The organism is Pseudomonas entomophila, from assembly GCF_023277925.1.
Lineage (GTDB): Bacteria > Pseudomonadota > Gammaproteobacteria > Pseudomonadales > Pseudomonadaceae > Aquipseudomonas > Aquipseudomonas entomophila_D.
Genome location: NZ_CP063832.1, coordinates 3,574,321 through 3,592,038, shown reverse-complemented (window position 1 = coordinate 3,592,038; position 17,718 = coordinate 3,574,321). Strand labels below are relative to the sequence as shown.

Annotated in this window: 14 protein-coding genes; 11 read left to right on the top strand and 3 right to left on the bottom strand. The window is 63.8% G+C overall.

The genetic code is table 11. The features are described from left to right. The first annotated feature begins 125 nt into the window (after window positions 1-125). Window positions 126-1,493, top strand: coding sequence for a DNA repair protein RadA (gene radA, locus IM733_RS15875; RefSeq protein WP_011535790.1), 1,368 nt, complete (start codon window positions 126-128; stop codon window positions 1,491-1,493). 15 nt (window positions 1,494-1,508) lie between these two features. On the opposite strand, the gene IM733_RS15870 is transcribed toward radA, so the two are convergent. After that, on the bottom strand, window positions 1,509-2,594 hold the full coding sequence (locus tag IM733_RS15870; RefSeq protein ID WP_248917526.1) for an LLM class flavin-dependent oxidoreductase: 1,086 nt from the start codon (window positions 2,592-2,594) through the stop codon (window positions 1,509-1,511). A 114-nt stretch (window positions 2,595-2,708) separates the two neighbouring features. On the opposite strand from IM733_RS15870, the gene IM733_RS15865 reads away from it, so the two are divergent. The 6 genes from IM733_RS15865 to IM733_RS15840 all read left to right on the top strand — a co-directional run bounded on the left by IM733_RS15865 (window position 2,709) and on the right by IM733_RS15840 (window position 10,862). Beyond that, window positions 2,709-2,921 (top strand): tautomerase family protein, encoded by a 213-nt coding sequence (locus IM733_RS15865; RefSeq protein WP_349292545.1) that lies wholly within the window; start codon window positions 2,709-2,711, stop codon window positions 2,919-2,921. A gap of 249 nt (window positions 2,922-3,170) precedes the next feature. Continuing rightward, on the top strand, window positions 3,171-4,322 hold the full coding sequence (locus tag IM733_RS15860; protein WP_248917525.1) for an acyl-CoA dehydrogenase family protein: 1,152 nt from the start codon (window positions 3,171-3,173) through the stop codon (window positions 4,320-4,322). Window positions 4,323-4,539: 217 nt separating this feature from the next. Further along, a complete protein-coding gene (locus tag IM733_RS15855) occupies window positions 4,540-5,544 on the top strand; it encodes an efflux RND transporter periplasmic adaptor subunit (protein ID WP_248917524.1) in 1,005 nt (334 codons plus the stop codon). 9 nt (window positions 5,545-5,553) lie between these two features. Then, a complete protein-coding gene (locus IM733_RS15850) occupies window positions 5,554-8,640 on the top strand; it encodes a MexW/MexI family multidrug efflux RND transporter permease subunit (RefSeq protein WP_248917523.1) in 3,087 nt (1,028 codons plus the stop codon). Between the two features lie 4 nt (window positions 8,641-8,644). Beyond that, on the top strand, window positions 8,645-10,084 hold the full coding sequence (locus IM733_RS15845) for an efflux transporter outer membrane subunit (RefSeq protein ID WP_248917522.1): 1,440 nt from the start codon (window positions 8,645-8,647) through the stop codon (window positions 10,082-10,084). Window positions 10,085-10,502: 418 nt separating this feature from the next. Beyond that, window positions 10,503-10,862, top strand: coding sequence for an ArsR/SmtB family transcription factor (locus IM733_RS15840; RefSeq protein WP_248917521.1), 360 nt, complete (start codon window positions 10,503-10,505; stop codon window positions 10,860-10,862). Window positions 10,863-10,893: 31 nt separating this feature from the next. On the opposite strand, the gene IM733_RS15835 is transcribed toward IM733_RS15840, so the two are convergent. Further along, complete coding sequence (locus tag IM733_RS15835; RefSeq protein WP_248917520.1) at window positions 10,894-11,451, bottom strand: chorismate--pyruvate lyase family protein; 558 nt, start codon at window positions 11,449-11,451, stop codon at window positions 10,894-10,896. Between the two features lie 22 nt (window positions 11,452-11,473). Next, window positions 11,474-11,971 (bottom strand): flavin reductase, encoded by a 498-nt coding sequence (locus IM733_RS15830; RefSeq protein ID WP_248917519.1) that lies wholly within the window; start codon window positions 11,969-11,971, stop codon window positions 11,474-11,476. A 309-nt stretch (window positions 11,972-12,280) separates the two neighbouring features. Between IM733_RS15830 and IM733_RS25575 the strand changes: the two genes are divergently transcribed. From IM733_RS25575 to IM733_RS15810, 4 genes are all read left to right on the top strand, one after another. Beyond that, a complete protein-coding gene (locus IM733_RS25575) occupies window positions 12,281-12,892 on the top strand; it encodes a TetR/AcrR family transcriptional regulator (protein ID WP_283107478.1) in 612 nt (203 codons plus the stop codon). Window positions 12,893-13,319: 427 nt separating this feature from the next. Next, on the top strand, window positions 13,320-14,291 hold the full coding sequence (locus IM733_RS15820) for a DapH/DapD/GlmU-related protein (protein WP_248917518.1): 972 nt from the start codon (window positions 13,320-13,322) through the stop codon (window positions 14,289-14,291). Further along, window positions 14,288-15,502, top strand: a complete 1,215-nt coding sequence (locus IM733_RS15815) for a hypothetical protein (protein ID WP_248917517.1) — start codon at window positions 14,288-14,290, stop codon at window positions 15,500-15,502. The genes IM733_RS15820 and IM733_RS15815 overlap by 4 nt, the downstream gene beginning before the upstream one ends. Window positions 15,503-15,538: 36 nt before the next feature. Then, entirely contained in the window at window positions 15,539-17,710 is a 2,172-nt protein-coding gene (locus tag IM733_RS15810) for a prenyltransferase/squalene oxidase repeat-containing protein (protein WP_248917516.1), read from the top strand. Window positions 17,711-17,718 lie beyond the last annotated feature (8 nt).

Genomic DNA, 17,718 nt, shown 5'->3' with positions numbered 1-17,718 from the left:
CGCTTCATGCGTGACGTTCGCAGCTAATGACTGTGCTTAGAGCGAATAGTTTTGTCGCCCTTCGAGGCCTCCGGGACACGTCCGTGTTCGGCTATCATGGCGGTTTTTTCCAGGAGACCCCGCCCATGGCCAAGGCCAAGCGCTTGTATGGCTGCACCGAGTGCGGCGCGACGTTCCCCAAGTGGGCCGGCCAGTGCGGCGACTGCGGTGCCTGGAACACCCTGGTCGAAACCATGATCGAAAGCGGTGGCGCTGCCGCACCGAGCGGCCGTGCAGGCTGGACCGGGCAGCAGGCACAGATCAAGACCCTGGCCGAGGTGAGCGTCGAGGAGATCCCGCGCTTCACCACCAGCAGCACCGAATTGGATCGAGTGCTCGGTGGAGGCCTGGTGGATGGCTCCGTGGTGTTGATCGGTGGCGACCCTGGCATCGGCAAGTCGACCATCCTCCTGCAGACCTTGTGCAACATCGCCGTGCAGATGCCTGCGCTGTACGTCACCGGCGAGGAGTCGCAGCAGCAGGTGGCCATGCGTTCGCGGCGCCTGGGCTTGCCCCAGGACCAGCTCAAGGTGATGACCGAGACCTGCATCGAGACCATCATCGCCACCGCGCGCGTGGAAAAGCCGCGGGTGATGGTGATCGACTCGATCCAGACCATCTTCACCGAGCAGTTGCAGTCGGCCCCCGGCGGCGTGGCCCAGGTGCGCGAGAGCACGGCGCTGCTGGTGCGCTACGCCAAGCAGAGCGGCACGGCGATCTTCCTGGTCGGCCATGTCACCAAGGAAGGTTCGCTCGCCGGCCCACGGGTGCTGGAACACATGGTCGACACCGTGCTGTATTTCGAGGGCGAGTCCGATGGCCGCCTGCGCCTGCTGCGGGCGGTGAAGAACCGCTTTGGCGCGGTCAACGAGCTGGGCGTGTTCGGCATGACCGACCGCGGCCTGAAAGAGGTCTCCAACCCTTCGGCGATCTTCCTCAACCGCACCCAGGAAGAAGTGCCAGGCAGCGTGGTCATGGCCACCTGGGAGGGGACCCGGCCAATGCTGGTGGAGGTGCAGGCATTGGTCGACGACAGCCACCTGGCCAACCCGCGCCGGGTAACTCTGGGCCTGGACCAGAACCGCCTGGCCATGCTGCTGGCGGTGCTGCACCGGCATGGCGGTATCCCCACCCACGATCAGGATGTGTTCCTCAACGTGGTCGGCGGGGTCAAGGTGCTGGAGACCGCTTCAGACCTGGCGCTGCTGGCGGCGGTGATGTCCAGCCTGCGCAACCGACCGCTGGCCCACGGCCTGCTGGTGTTCGGCGAGATCGGCCTGTCGGGCGAGGTGCGCCCGGTCCCTAGTGGCCAGGAGCGCTTGAAGGAAGCGGCCAAGCATGGCTTCAAGCGCGCCATCGTGCCCAAGGGCAACGCCCCGAAGGAAGCACCGGCGGGTCTGCAGGTGATCGCCGTGACCCGCCTTGAACAGGCGCTGGATGCGTTGTTCGAGTAAGCCGCCCGGGCCTGGTTACTCCACGCGTTGTTCGCGCTGGGCGAGGCGCCCGGCGTGGGTCGGCGGCTCGGCCGCGCCGGGGTTGCGCCCCTTGGCGGTTTCCCGGCGCAGCACCGGCAGGATCTCGCTGCCGAACAGCTCCAGCATGTCCAGCACCTCCGGCAGGGGAATACCGGCATGGTCGAACAGGAACAGCTGGCGCTGGTAGTCGCCGAACTGCTCGCGGAAGGTCAGGGTCTTGTCGATGATCTCCTGGGGGCTGCCAACCGACAGTGGCGTCTCGCGCATGAACTCTTCCAGTGAAGGCCCATGGCCATACACCGGCGCGTTGTCGAAGAACGGGCGGAAGCGTTCGCGGGCGACCTGGGACTGGCGGTTGACGTAGATGTGCCCGCCCAGCCCGACCATGGCCTGTTGCGGGGTGCCGTGGCCGTAGTGGGCGAATCGCGAGCGGTAGAAGGCCACCATGCGCTGGAAGTGCCCCTTGGGCCAGAGGATATGGCTGGCAAAGAAACCATCGCCATGGCGCGCCGCCTGCTCGGCGATCTCCGGGGTACGGATCGAGCCATGCCAGACGAAGGGCGGCAGGTTGTCCAGCGGTCGGGGAATCGAAGTGAACCGGTGCAGTGGGGTGCGGAAGCGGCCTTCCCAGTTGATGTTCTCTTCTCGCCACAGGCGGTGCAGCAGGTCGTAGTTGTCCAGCGCCAGTGGCAGGCCCTGCATGATGTCCTTGCCGAACCAGGGGTAGACCGGCGCGGTATTGCCGCGGCCGAGCATCAGGTCCATACGCCCGCCCGACAGGTGCTGCAGCACTGCGTATTCCTCGGCCAGGCGCACCGGGTCGTTGGTGGTGATCAGCGTGGTCGAGGTGGAGAGGATCAGGCGTGAGGTCTGCGCGGCGATGAACGCCAGCAGGGTGGTGGGCGACGAGGTCACGAACGGTGGGTTGTGGTGCTCGCCGGTGGCGAACACGTCCAGGCCGACCTCTTCGGCCTTGAGGGCGATGCGCACCATCGCCGACAGGCGCTCGGCCTCGCTGGGGATACGGCCTGTGGTCGGGTCGCGGGTCACGTCGCCAACGCTGTAGATTCCAAATTGCATCCTTGCCTCCTGAAGTGTGACGAATGTCGTGATTGTACGCATGTACGCGAACTGTTCAACTCCTTTTCCCCGGCGTATGATCGTCCTTTCGCTGGCACACCGCTGGCGGCACCCATGGACCCCATGCAAAGGAAAAGCGACATGCCAGAAGTGATCGTCTATGCAACCGCAGGCCGTTCCGACCTGCAGAAGAAAAAACTGCTGCGCTCGGTGACCGAGGCGGTGGCCAACAGCTTCGAGATCGCCCGTGAGCACGTGGTGGTGCAGATCGTCGAGGCTCCGCCCGGCGACAAAGCCAAGGGCGGTATCCCCTTCGACGAACGTTGAAACCCGCCCCAGGGCACGGCGCGAGGCGCCGTGCCTTTCTGTCGGCAGCCCTACAGATATCCCGCCGATCGAAGCTGTTGCCTGATGTTTGCCGGCGCTCACGCCTGAATACCTGTCTCCAGAGTTTCCAAACACGCTTTATAGAAAGATTGTACGAGGGGGTTGCAACAGTACGACTGTATGCGTACATTGGCCTCGTTCGATGTCGACACGGACCCAGGATTCATCCCACACAGCAAGGAGCTGAACATGAAGACATTGATGCAGTGGCGTGACCTGCCTGCCGAGGCAGAAGAATGGATGGCCCGTATCGAGGCGGTCAGGCCGCTGATCCTGCGGCACCGCGACTACGCCGAAGAGCACGGCGAAACCCACCCTGAAGTCATGGCCGAGCTGTTCAAGCTGGGCTTTTCCCGCCTGTGCGTGAGCAAGGCCTTCGGTGGCCAGCAACTGGACATGCGGGTCATCTCGCAGATCGTCCAGCGCCTCGCCGCCCTCGACGCTTCGGTGTCGTGGCAGGTGATGGTGCAGGTTGCCATGGGCCGCCTGGCCGACTACCTCCCCGAGCAGGCCGCGCAGGCGATCTATAGCGGGTGCAACGGCTTCGTGGTCGGCGCGATCCACTCGGGCGGCGAAGCCATTGCCGTCGAAGGTGGCTACCGCGTCAGCGGCAAATGGGGCTTTGCCAGCGGCTCGGCCCATGCCGACTGGCTGGTGTGTACCGCCACCCTCAAGCAGGAAGTCGCCGATGGCTCGCAGCCACAGGTGCGCATGCTCTTCGTGCCACGCAGCGAATGCCGCATCCTCAAGACCTGGGATGTGATGGGCATGCGCGGCACCGGCAGCAACCACTTCGAATGCAGCAATGTCTTCGTGCCGGCACATTACTGTGTCGACCCCGAATCGCTGAAGAAGGCTCCGGCGCCGCGCGCCTCGTTGGCCTACAAGGTGGGCTACTACGACTTCGGCACCATCGCCGCGATGGGCACTGTGCTGGGTGTGGCCAAGGCCGCACTGGAGTACTTCCGCGACGAGCGCACCGTACCCGCCGATGAGGGCGTGGCCGCCTTGACCAGCGAGAAGACCGGTATCGTCCTGGCGCAACTGCACACCGCCCAGCTGCTGCTGGAGGACGCCATCACCCAGGCCCAGCTGGCCGACGGCGACGGCATGAACGTGCGGGTCGGGTTGGCCGGCTCGCTGCTCAACGAGCACGCGCTCAATGCCGTCAACCAGCTGCACGGGTTGACGGGTTCCAAGGCGGTCTACAAGACCTGCGCGCTTGAGCGCAGCCTGCGCGACATTCATGTCGGCTCCAAGCACTTCGTCCTGTCGCCGTTGAACCTGTTCGGCCTGGGCAAGCTGTACCTGGCCAAGGCGCAGACCAGCAAAATCTATTGATCTGGCGGTCATCGCCAGTCACCGACGTTCAGCCGATGCAACCCCGGTCAGCCCGACCGGGCCAGCAGCGTGCAGTTGGAGTTTTTAAATGTTGAATTTCCAGACGGTTGCCGATTCAGGCGACAGGGGGTAAGTCATGCGGGCGAAACACTATCTAGGGAAGGTAACGGCGTCGGTAGTCACGCTTGCGGTACTGGGGGGCTTGACGCTGCGTTACATGGCTCATGGAGAAGAGCCGGCGCCCGCCCCCGTTCTGGTACCCGCGGCCCTGGCCAAGGTCAAGCAGGTGCCGTACACCTATTACCAGGTTGCCATCGGCCAGATCGAGGCCCGCCAGCAGGTGTTGCTGTCGGCCGAAGTCAGCGGCCAGGTGGTCGCCCTGGCCTTCGACTCGGGTGACCAGGTCAAGGCCGGCAACGTGGTGGTCAGGCTCAACACCTCGCCGGAAGAGGGCGAGCTGACGCGCCTGCGCGGTGAGTTCGAAGCCGCCAAGACCCACTACGGGCGCCTGCAGGCCCTGGCGCGCAATGGCGCCGAGAGCCAGCGCGCGCTGGACAGCGCGCGGGCGCAGTTCGATGCGGCCAAGGGCAATCTCGAGAACATCCAGGCGCAGATCGCGCAGAAGACCATCCGCGCGCCGTTCTCCGGTGAGCTGGGGATTCGCCAGGTGCACCTGGGGGACTACGTGCAGGCCGGTCGGCCACTGGCCACGCTCACCGACCTCAATGGCCTGCGGGTCAACTTCACCGTTTCCGAGCGTGACAGCGCCAACATCGTCAAGGGCCAGGCCGTGGAGCTGGCTGTCGATGCATGGAGTGGCATGAAGTTCGAAGGCACGGTCAGCGCCATCGATCCGCAGGTGAACAACTCGCACGTGATCAAGGTCCAGGCGCTGCTCAAGGAACACCAGGGCAAGCTGCGCCCGGGCATGTACGCCAAGGTCAAGGTGCAGTTGCCGGGCAAGGATGAGCTGGTAGTGCCAGAAACCGCGATCACCTACAACGCCTATGGCGAGAGTGTGTTCGTCACCTACGAAGAGAACGGCTTGAAGAAGGTCCGCCGGCAGAACATCAGTATTGGCGAGCGCCGCGATGGCCTGGCGGTGGTCGCCAAGGGCCTGCAGGCGGGCGACGAAGTGGTGACCTCCGGGCAGATCAAGCTGCAGGACGGCGTCGCCATCGAGCCTGTGGCCGACACCGTGCGGCTCAATGTCCAGCGCTGAGGAACGATCATGCATTTCACCGATATTTTCCTGCGCCGGCCCGTGCTGGCGCTGGTGGTCAGCACGCTGATCCTGCTGTTCGGGGTCATGGCGTTCACCAAGCTGCCGGTGCGCCAGTACCCGATGCTGGAAACCTCCACCATCACCATCACCACCCAGTACCCCGGTGCCTCCTCCGAACTGATGCAGGGCTTCGTGACCCAGCCGATCAGCCAGGCCGTGGCCTCGGTCGAGGGCATCGACTACCTGTCGTCCAGCTCGACCCAGGGCAAGAGCCTGGTCACCGTGCGCATGCAGCTCAACAGCAACTCGATCAACGCCCTCACCGAGGTGATGGCCAAGGTCAACCAGATCCGCTACAAGCTGCCCGCCGAAGCCTATGACCCGGTGATCGAGCGCACTTCCGGCGGCTTCACCAGCGTCGCCTACGTGGCGTTCTCCAGCGAGCAACTGTCGATGCCGGAAGTGGCCGACTACATCTCGCGGGTGGTCGAGCCGATGTTCTCGGGCATCGATGGCGTGGCCAAGATCAACGTGCTGGGCGGCCAGACCATGTCCATGCGCCTGTGGCTGGACCCGGACCTGCTGGCCGGCTACGGCATCACCGGCCAGGACGTGGCCGATGCGATCAAGGAGAACAACTTCCAGGCCGCGCCCGGCCAGGTCAAAGGCCTGTATGTGGTCAGCAACCTGCGCATCAACACCGACCTGACCAGCGTCGAAGACTTCAAGGACATGGTCCTGCGCAACGACAACGGCAACATCATCCGCGTGCGTGATGTCGGCACCGTCGAGCTCAACGCCGCATCGTTCGACACCAGCGGCGCAATGAGCGCGGTCCCGGCGATGTTCCTCGGCCTCGACGCCGCGCCCACCGGCAACCCGCTGACTATCGTCAACGCGGTCAAGGCACTGATCCCGGAAATCGAGAAGACCCTGCCGCCAGGCGTGAAAGTGCAGATCCCGTTCGAGGTGGCGCACTTCATCCAGTCGTCCATTGACGAGGTGACCCACACCCTGATCGAAGCGCTGGTGATCGTGGTCCTGGTGATCTACCTGTGCCTGGGTACCTTCCGCACCGTGCTGATCCCGCTGGTGACCATCCCGCTGTCGATGCTCGGTGCCGCGGTGCTGATGCAGATGTTCGGCTTCAGCCTGAACCTGCTGACGCTGCTGGCGATGGTGCTGGCGATCGGCCTGGTGGTGGATGACGCGATCGTCGTGGTGGAGAACGTTCACCGGCATATCGAGGAGGGCAAGACGCCGTTCGAAGCCGCCTTGCTCGGTGCCCGCGAAGTGGCGGGGCCGGTGGTGGCGATGACCTTCACCCTGGCTGCAGTGTACGCGCCGATTGGTCTGATGGGCGGCCTGACCGGCACCCTGTTCAAGGAGTTCGCGCTGACCCTGGCCGGCTCGGTGGTGGTGTCCGGCATCGTCGCCCTGACCCTGTCGCCGATCATGAGCACCCGCTTGCTCGATGCCAAGTCCAGCGAAGGCTACATGGCGCGCAAGGCCGAGGCCTTCTTCCACTGGTTGGCCGAGCGGTATGGCAAGTTGCTGGGGGTGTCGTTGTCCAAGCGCTGGATCAGCCTGGCCATCGCCCTGGTGATCTTCTTCAGCCTGCCGGTACTGTATAAATCGGCGCAGAGCGAGCTGGCGCCACTGGAAGACCAGAACATCCTGCTGACCGCGATCAAGGCACCGCAACATGCCAACATCCATTACGTCGAGGCGTTCTCGGAAAAGCTCCACGAAGTGTTCAAGGAGTTCCCGGAAGGCTACAGCGACTGGGTGGCCAACGGCACCGACGGCCTGTCGAACAGTGTCGGTGGCATCAACCTGGTCGACTGGGACAAGCGCGAACGTAGCGCCAACCAGATCCAGCCCTTGCTGCAGCAACGCGTCAGCCAGATCGAAGGCACCAGCATCTTCGTCTTCCAGATGCCGCCACTGCCGGGCTCCACGGGCGGTCTGCCGGTGCAGATGGTGGTGCGCAGCGACCAGGACTACCAATCGCTGTTCGATGTGATGGACAAGCTCAAGGCCAGTGCCCGCAGCAGCGGCCTGTTCGCCGTGGTCGACAGCGACCTGGACTTCAACAACCCGGTGGTCGAGGTGCAGGTCGACAGGGCCAAGGCCAACGCCATGGGCATTCGCATGAGCGACATCGGCAAGACCCTCAACAGCCTGATCGGCGAGAAGTACGTCAACCGCTTTGCCTACCACGGCCGCTCCTACGACGTGATTCCGCAGTCGGTACCACAGGATCGCCTGACCCCCGAGGCGTTGAACCGCTACTACGTCAAGGACCAGCACGGCAACCTGGTGCCGCTGTCGACCCTGGCCACCATCAAGGTCAAGGTCGAGCCGAACCTGCGCCCACAGTTCAACCAGCAGAACGCCGCGACCTTCCAGGCCATCCCCCTACCGGGCGTGACCCTGGGCGATGCCGTGGCCTTCCTCAGCGAACAGGCCAAGCAGTTCCCGGCCGGCTACACCTACGACTGGCAGTCGGATACCCGCCAGTTCGTGCAGGAGGGCAACACCCTGGTGCTGACCTTCGCCTTTGCCCTGGTGATCATCTACCTGGTGCTGGCGGTGCAGTACGAGAGCTTCATCGACCCGTTCATCATCCTGATCAGCGTGCCGCTGTCGATCTGCGGGGCACTGCTGCCGCTGGCGCTGGGCTACACCTCGTTGAACATCTACACGCAGATCGGCCTGATCACGCTGATTGGCTTGATCAGCAAGCACGGCATCCTGATGGTGGCGTTCGCCAACGAACTGCAGATGCACCACGGCATGGGCAAATTGCAAGCGATCCGCCACGCCGCTGAAGTGCGCCTGCGGCCGATCCTGATGACCACCGCGGCCATGGTCGTGGGCCTGGCCCCTCTGATCTTCGCCACCGGTGCCGGGGCCAACAGCCGCTTCGGCCTGGGCCTGGTGATCGTCGTCGGGATGCTGATCGGCACCCTGTTCACCCTGTTCATCCTGCCGACGGTCTACAGCCTGCTCAGCACCGCCAGGCAGCCCAAGCCTACGCCTGCCGACAGCACTGAAGGCCAGGCCATCGACGCGCCGGCACGGGGATAATCGCATGTTGAAAATCACACGTTGTGCATGGCCGCTGTCGCTGGCGGCCCTGGTGGCCCTGAGCGGTTGCGTCAACCACGCCGGCATCGACCACCATCAAACCCTGCTGACCCCCGAAGGCGCGCCTTCGAGCACCCTGGCCGACGCCCGTTTGCCGGCCGCCCCCTGGCCGCAAGGGCAATGGTGGCAGCGCTACGGCGACGCCCAGCTGGACGGGCTGGTGGCCAAGGCCTGGCAGAACAACCCCGGGTTGCAGGAAGTGCGGGCGCGGGCCGACAAAGCCAACGCCTACCAGGAGTACTACGGCGCCGACCGGGCGCCGCAGGTGGACGCCTTCGGCGACGTGAAGCGCTCGCGGCTGTCGCGCAGCGAGGATTACGCCGGGCAGGGCAACCGCTATGTCACCGTGCGCAGCCTGGGCGTGACCTTCGACTACGATCTGGACCTGTGGGGCGGCAAGCGCAGCGCCTGGGAGGCTTCGGTCAGCCAGGCGCGGGCGGCGGAGGTCGAGTTGCAGTCGGCGCGCCTGCTGCTGGCGGCCAACGTGGTCAAGGCCTACAACCAGTTGACCTACGCCTGGGATGTGGTCGACCTCAGCGAGCGTGATCTGAAGCGCTTACGCAACCTGCAGAGCCTGACTGGCGATCGCTTCCACAATGGCTTGGACAACAAGTCCCAGCTACAGCGGGTCGATGGCCTTGTGGCACGCGCCGAGGCCAGCCTGCTGGGTGCCAGGAGCGATGTGCAGGTGGCCCGTCTGCAGCTCTCGGCGTTGCTGGGCACTGGCGTCGATGGCGCCCATGACATCGCCCGGCCCAAGCCGCTCAAGAGTGACGAAGCCGCCTTGCCGGAAAACCTGCCCGCCGAACTGTTGGGGCGCCGCCCCGACATCGTCGCGGCGCGCTGGCGGGTCGAGGCGCAGACCCAGACCGTGGCGTCGGTGAAGACGCGTTTCTACCCCAACATCAATCTGCGCGCCGGGGGCGGGATTCATGCCATGTCCGGTGACAGTTTCAACGACAGCATCAGCCGCTTCTGGAACATCGCGCCGACCGTGACCCTGCCTTTGTTCGATGCCGGGCGCTTGCGCTCCGAGCTCAAGCAGAGCAACGCCGACCTGGACCTGGCGATCGCCGGCTACAACGCCACGCTGAACACGGCACTGCACCAGGTGGCGACCTCGGTGACCGAGTTGCAGGCGGTGAACCGACAGATCGGCCTGCAACGCACCGCACGCGACACGGCGCAGTCGTCCTTCGACCTGGCTGTCGAACGTTTCGAAGTCGGGGAAAACAACTTCCTTGACTCGCTGAACATCGAAGAGCAGTTGATCGAAGATGAAATGCGCCTGGCCCTGCTCAGCAGCAAGCAGATCGACTCGGCGGTGAGCCTGGTCACAGCGTTGGGGGGCGGCTACCAGCCTGAGCCAAACGCTGTACGTTGAGTGCCCCTTCAGCCTGCGCCGGGGTTGCACCCGGCGCAGGCTTTACACCTTGAAACACTCCCTTTCTTAAATTCGTCCCTTTGCACAACGTCCTGTTTTACAAGGGTAAATGGGTTGCGCCTTGATGCTTGCAGGTAGCACATGGAACGAGTTTGACTCGCGAACGGTTGTAACAATGGTGTATAGTCCTACACTGTTCGTACTAACAAACAGTCGTGATTCCAGAGGCAGGCAGCCATCGACTGATGGCCCTAGATAGTTGGGAACATGCTGTCCCTATGGGGTATTGCCAGGTTCGGACTCGGCTTCCCAGGAGCGCGACATGGAATCGCGCCTGATCAATACGGGGAAACCACGGACGGTACCGCGCAGGCGATCCGGCGCGTGGTGATCCTTGTAAAGCTATTGAGGTTATTGCATGTACACTGCCAACCACCCCAGCATCGAGCAGATCCGCCTGGAAAACGTCCTGACAGCACTTGGCAACCCGTTGCGCCTGACTGTGCTGAAGGTCCTCTCCGATGGCGAAGAACACCCTTGCGGGCGCATCCTCAAAGGTGCCTCCAAGTCGACCATGACCCACCACTGGCGCGTGCTGCGCGACAGCGGTGTGATCTGGCAACGCCCTTATGGCCGTGAGAACCTGCTGTCGATCCGCCGGGATGACCTGGAAGCCCGTTTCCCTGGCCTGCTCAGCTCCCTGCTCGAGGCCGTCGACAAAGACCCGCACACCTCGCAGGTCATCCGCGACAACGAAGCCCGCCTGGAAGAAGGCTGATTCGCCTTCCCCCCACAAGCGCGCCCTTGGCTCAGATCGCCAGTTTCAGCGGCGCGCTCCTCTCCTGTAGTAAAACCCAGAAGCGCTCGACAAAGCATTCGGCGATCAGCAGTGGCTGGCCGTCGCGCAGGAAGCGCGAGCGGCGGGCCAGCAGCTTGCCGTTTGGCTGGCCGAGCGACGTGGCCAGGCGCCACAGCGGGTCATCGGCCTGCGGGCGCTGGCATTCGAAAGCACCGCGCTGAATATCCTGCGAGTTGTACAGCATGCTGCCCAATGGCTCGGCGCCGTAGCCGGCAAGCTCCGGCCAGGCCGGCCGGCTCTCGCGCATCGGCGTCAGGCTGCGGGCGCAGACCATGACCTGGTCGTCGACTTTCAAGGCCACTTCACGGATCCAGGCAGGGCTGTCGGTGGTGCAGCCCAGGGCATGGGCTTCACCGGGTTCGGGGAAATCGATCCGCTGCTGGGTCACATCCATGCTGAACCGGCCCAGCGCCTTGAGGCGCAAGGTCAGCGAGCCTGGGGCGAACAGCCAGTGCCTTTGATCGTCGCTCAGGCCAGGTAGCGGCAGCGAAGTCCAGAGATTGTCCATGACGCGTGTTCTCCGGAAGTCTTCAGGCTGCGGACTGGTCGGGCGCGGCAACGCGATGATAGGCACGGTCGAAATAGATCAACCCTTCCGGATGCTGGGCGCTGTCGATATTAAGTACCTGGCAATAGAAGATGCTGTGGCTGCCGACCGTATGGATTTCGCTGATCCGGCAGTCGAAGCAGACCAGCGCCTCGTCCATGGTCGGTGCGCCACTGTGGCCGATAGACCAGGGGGTTGCCTGGAAACGTTGCTCCATGTCCAGGTGCTTGTTGGCGAAGATACCCGACAGATGTTGATGGTCACCGCGCAGCACGTTCACGCAGAGCACGCCGTTTTCTTCGAAACTGCTGCGCTGGCGCGACTGGTTGTTCATGCACACCAGCAGGGTGGGCGGGGTGTCGGTGACGCTGCACACGGCGGACGCGGTGAAGCCATGGCGACCGCTGGGGCCGTCGGTGCTGATGATCGAGACGGCGCCGCCAAGCCGGGCCATGGCATTTCTGTAGGTTGCAACATCCATTGCTGAGACGCTCCTTCGGTGAGTGATCTTCGCTAAAAAAGCTTTGGCGATCATGCATGTACGCCATGACTTATTGTTTGTAAGCCGGGGTTGACGTACCCCGCAGGCGACCGCATATCATTCGCACACCGCTGATTGTACGGATGTATTAGTACAATACAATTCTTTTTGTAACGCCGTTCACGTATTGCCGCTGCACGCCCTGCCGCGCAAGGCCTGCAGGTCATGGGTGGCCTGGGCGGCGCAGTGGGATCCGGGTTGTGACTGCCCAGGTTGCGATCCACCCGTTGTTAGAAGGGAGAAGTAGATATGAGTGGTCGTGGAAGACCCCGGGAGTTCGATCGTCACGAAGCGCTGGTCAAGGCCATGCTGCTGTTTTGGGACAAGGGCTACGATGGCACGTCGCTGAGTGAGCTGATGGGGGTGATGAAGATCAAGTCGCCCAGCCTCTATGCCGCCTTCGGCTCCAAGGAGGACCTGTTCCTCGAAGCGCTGGAGCTTTACTGGTCCACGGTTGGCGAGGAAATCTGGAGCGAGCTGTACAAGTATGAACGGGCGCAGGACTCGATCCAGGCCGTCCTGCTGGCAACCGCCAGGATCCTCACCCGTGAAGACCGTCCCCACGGTTGTTTCGTCACCCAGACCGACCTCAATTCCCCCTTGCCCAACCTCAGGGTCGGGCTCAAGGTGCTGCGCTGCAAGCCCTTCGAGATGTTGAAGAACCGCCTGCGCCTCGGGCAGGCCAGCCGTGAGATCGGCGAGCATGTCGACTGCGAGAGCCTGGCCAACTACTACGGCGTGGTACAGCGCGGCATGGCCATGGTGGCGCGTGACGGTTCACCACGCGATGCGCTGGAGAAAGTGGCAGGCCATGCCATGGGCAATTGGGACACCATCGTCCCGGATCGTCTCGCGCACTGACCGCTCATCCGCTAGCTGGCCTTTGGCCAGCCTCTGTGTTTATCTCAACGCAACCGGCCACATGAGTGGCCGGTTGCGTTTTTGCTGTGTCTGTGGATTTTTGTGCAGATTCCACGCTAAATTCAGCCATTTTTCACATTATCGAAACCTTTTTGTGCATCTTGACTGCCCTGAAATTTTCTAACGACCGGCACAGAAAACGTGTTGCCTAGGCATTTTGTCTGTACTAGGATATGCGAACAGTACTAATTGACTAGTACATTATTAGCTTCGCAGGGCGGCTCTAACCCCTCGAAATCGGCAGGCCTGGACAGCAGGTCACGCCAGAGTGGCGACACCCCATGCAAGGATTCGCAACCGGGATGCACGTCTGACTTTCGCCATGGCGAAACCACGCGCTGCATCCGAACAGGCAAGGGATTGTGTGATGCAGACAACATGGCTTGTCGAAGTCGGAACGCGCGTCTCGTCCGACACCCGCATTGGCGACGCCAGCTGGGTTCGCGCTGGCAACCACCTCCAGGGCGTGACCCTGGGTCAGGGGTGCTTCATCGGTTTCAAGTGCCGCCTCGAGCACCTGGATGTCGCCGATCGCGGCATGCTGGCCACCGGCGTCGTCGCTCGCGGCAGCAAGGAACACCCCATCCGTGTTGGTCGTGGCGCCTGGATCGGTGCCCGGGCAACCCTTATGCCCGGCGTGCACATCGGTGCCGGAGCGGTGGTGGCCGCAGGCGCACTGGTCACTGAAGACGTCGAGCAGGACTGCATCGTCGTCGGCCGCCCGGCACGGCTGATCGCCCGTCGCCAGGTCAGTGAGGATGGCTGGCCCGACCCCGCGCCGGTCCTGCAGAAAGTGCTCAAGCGTCAGCGCGAGGGCCTACCTTCTTTCCTCGATCGTGCCTCCTGCGCATTGCCTCTCGTGCATCAGCAAAACCCGCAGCTTAGTGCTTGGCGTATCGCCGACAGTGCGCTGATCGACGCCGAACTGTCCGGTGGCGCTTCTGTACATATCGGTGAGGACTGCGTGCTGATCGGCCGTAGCATTCGGCGCGGTGGCATGCACGATCAAGGCGGTATCGCCCTTGGCGAGCACGTCGGCCTGGGGCGTGGCGTGGTCATCGAAGGGGCTGGTGGTGTCGTCATCGGCGAGCACAGCCAGCTCGACGACCAGGTCACCCTGGTGTCGTCCTCGCACGATCATGGCTACCGCTCGCTGCCTTGGAAGGCCGCCCCCATCAGCATCGGCAAGCGCTGCCGTATCGGTACCGGCGCATTGATCGTCGGCCCTGTTTCCCTTGGCGACGACGTGGTGGTCGAACCCTACGCCGTCGTCATTCGCGATGTACCTGCACACTCGGTAGTCAAAGGCATCATTCAACTCAAGGAGGAAGTCGCATGATTCTGTTCGCCCCCGCACCCACCGGTTCCGGTCACAACATGCGTGTGCTGTCGATCGGCCGTGCCCTGAAGGATCGCAACCCCGATATCGACCTGAAGGTGGCCCTGGCCTCGCTGCAGGACGTGTTCACCCCGATGTTCGAAGGCTCGGGCATCGAGGTGATCGATGTCGCCGGGCAACTGATGGACTATTCGAAAAAGAGCAACCTGTCGCGCCAGCTTGACTGGGGCAGCTATATCGCCGGCTACATTTCCAACACGTTCCTGTCCAGCGAACGCATGCTGGCCTACCTGGCGATCATCGAGGAACACAAGCCTCGCGTGGTGATTTCCGACTTCAACATGGCGGCTTGCCTGGCGGCGATCTTCAGCCGCACGCCCCTGGTGTTCGTCACCGAGCGCTACGACTTCACCTTGTGCCAGCTAACCGACGAGGACCTGAGCGAAGGTGGTTTCGAACTCAACGCCGAAGACCTGAACCGGGCGCGCCTTGCCTTGCACAAGCAGTTTTCGTGGATGATCGAGCAGAGCCAACTGGTGCTGACCGACAAGCCCTACATCCCGGAGATGGACAACGGCACGCCGGTGGCCAGCGCGCTGCACTCGGGCAAGGCGCATTTCGTTGGGCCGATGATCCGTGATTTCACTCAGACCAACGCCTCTACCGTACGCGCCGACCTGGGCCTGGGTGACGGTCCGTTCGTTGTCGCCTCCATCAGCGGCACCACCATGTTCGCCGAGAGCAAGCAGAACCTGCTCAACGGCTACCTGGAGGCCTTCGAGCGTCTGCGCGCAGAGCGCCCGGAGCTGAAGATGGTGTTGCTCGGCCGTCAGGATATCGCCCCGCGCGAAGGCGTCATCAGCGTGCCGTACTACCCGGACTGGATGGGCCTGCTGCGCGAAGCCAGCCTGCTGGTGTCGGCGCCGGGCTGGATCACCGTGACCGAGATCGCCGCGCTGAACATTCCGACCCTGTTCGTGCTGCCGTCGAAGTCCGAGTACCACGAGGCCGAGGCGCTCGACCGCCTGGGGCGCCTGGGCTTCCCGACCTACCTGGGTTGCGAGGCCGCGCGGATTGCCGAGCTGATCGGCGCCGAGCTGGACAAGGATACCGCGGCGCCAACCTACTTCGGTGCTCACCAGCGTGTCGCCGCACCCGATGGCCTGGGTGCCCAGCGTGCCGCCAGCCGGATTCTCAGCCTGGCTCAGTAAGCAACATCATCCACAGCATTATTCAGGGAGAGGGCAATGCACAGCGCCTCATATACCTTCATGGCCGAAGCCTTGATGGACAGGGAAGAGGGTGGCTTTCTGGCAGTCACCGACGCTACCGGTGCGCTACGCATCAGCAGCGACAAGCGCCTGGAGGACCAGGCGGCGGCGACGCTGTTCTTCGCCGCCCATGGCGAGGCCGAGCAGGCCGAGTTCGCGCTGGCCGGGTTGCTGGCGCTGCACGATGCCAGCCAGGATGGCTTCATCGAATTGGGCGACCGTTTCTGGAACCCGCATGGCTCTGGGCGCTGCCGGACCCTGGCGGTCCAGTTCGATGCCCTGCGCGCAGTACTCGAGTTCCGCCGCCTGCGGCGTGACGATGCGCAGTTGAAGAGCGTGACCGTGGGCTTGAGCCAGCGCCTGCAGCAGGTCTATGACAACCGTCTGTTCGGGGGTGTGCTCAGCAGCGACTGGCGCGCGGTGATCGATGGGCACATGCCGATCGAGGTGGACATCGGCGCGGTCAACCTGTTGTGCAGCCTGTGCGCCTGCAAGGGGGACCAGGCGCTGCTCACCCACCTGCAGCAGCACGTCTGGAAACTCGAGGACGAAGTGCGTGCCGAGCTTGATGGCCTGGGCGCCGGCACCTTGCGCAACACCGCCAGCCGGGCGCGTGCCGTGGCGGCCCTGGCCCGCTGGGCGCGGGCCAACAGCCACCAGGAGATGCTGCAACTGGCGCGCAAGCTGCTTGAAGATACCTTCGCGCGCCTGCACGACAGCGCCTATGGCGGCTTCTGGGATCGCCTGCGCTACGACCAGCGTGTCGGCGCGGACTGGCTTGCTTCGTTCAAGCGCAACGAATCGCCGTTCCCGATCAAGACCAGCCTGGACGTCGCCTTGCTGCTGGAGGCGCTGGAGTTGGCGCAGCCACACGACACCACTGCCCGCCGCGACCAGTTGCTCAAGGCGTTGGGGGGCTTCCACGACAGTCACCATGGTGGGTTCTTCCTGGGCAAGGGTTACTTCTGGTCGACCCCGGTCGATCCGACGGTGCCCTTCATCCGCCAGTTCTGGGCGCCGCCTCGGCAGTTGGGCGTGTTCCACATCGGCAACCTGTCGTACCTGCCCCTGCACATCAAGAGCCTGGAAAGCCAGCTGGCCTGCCTCAAGGCACTCGCAGTGCACGCGGCGGCCTTGCCGGCGCCGCAAGCCTGGGCCCCGGTCGATGGCAATGCCCTGCGGGTGGTGGATAACCGCCGTCCACTGGAGCAGCCCCACCTGGGGCAGATGCCGAGCCTGGACGTCAACCTGCCGGCCTACTACGACTGGCTGAGCCAGTCGCGCGCCTCCCTCGCGGTACCCTATGGGCTGACCGCCGAGTTGGCGCCCCAGGGCTTCCGCGCCGACCGTTGCTGGCAGGTGTTCTCCGCGTTGCACGTGATTTCCGACTTGTACGCGCTGAAGGCGGACATCGAGGACAGTGCCAGCCTGGTAGCCTGCATCCAGGCCTCGCAGAACCCCGATGGTGGCTTCTCCGAGCAACCTGGTCAGCTCAGCGACGTGTTCGCCACCTACTGCGCGGTGATTTCCCTGCGTCTGCTGGGCAGCGCGCCACGTGCGGAACAAGCCTGCGTCGCCTACCTGCGCCAGTGCCAGCAGGCCGATGGTGGCTTTGGCAACGTGCCGGGCTACCAGTCCGATATCTGGCACAGCAACCTGGCGGCGTTGTCGCTGCACGTACTGGGCGCACAAGCGAACCAACCCCAGGCGCTGCTGGACTTCATCCTGGCTTGCCGTCACGCCGATGGCGGTTTCGCCAACCGCCCAGGCAACCCGCCCGACACCTTCTCCACCTATCGCGCCCTGTCGCTGTTGCATGCGCTGGACCGCGAACTGGTGGATGCCCAGGCCACCGTGGCCTGGCTGCAAGGGCTGCAGCAAGCCGACGGGCCGTTCCTGTATCGCCCGGGCAAGGCGGTCAGCCTGGTCGGTAGCTACATGGCAGTGGCCGGCCTGTACCTGCTCGATGCCGAGCCGCGGGACAAGCAAGGGGTGTCGGACTGGATTGCCCGGCACCAGAAGAAAGACGGCGGCTTCGGCCCGTTGAACACCACCTCGGCCACCACCGACGAAAGCTTCACCTGCATCCAGTCGTTGCTGATCCTCAAAGGCGCCCTCAACAAGTATTGGGTCGCCCTGGTCAACTGAACACCGTG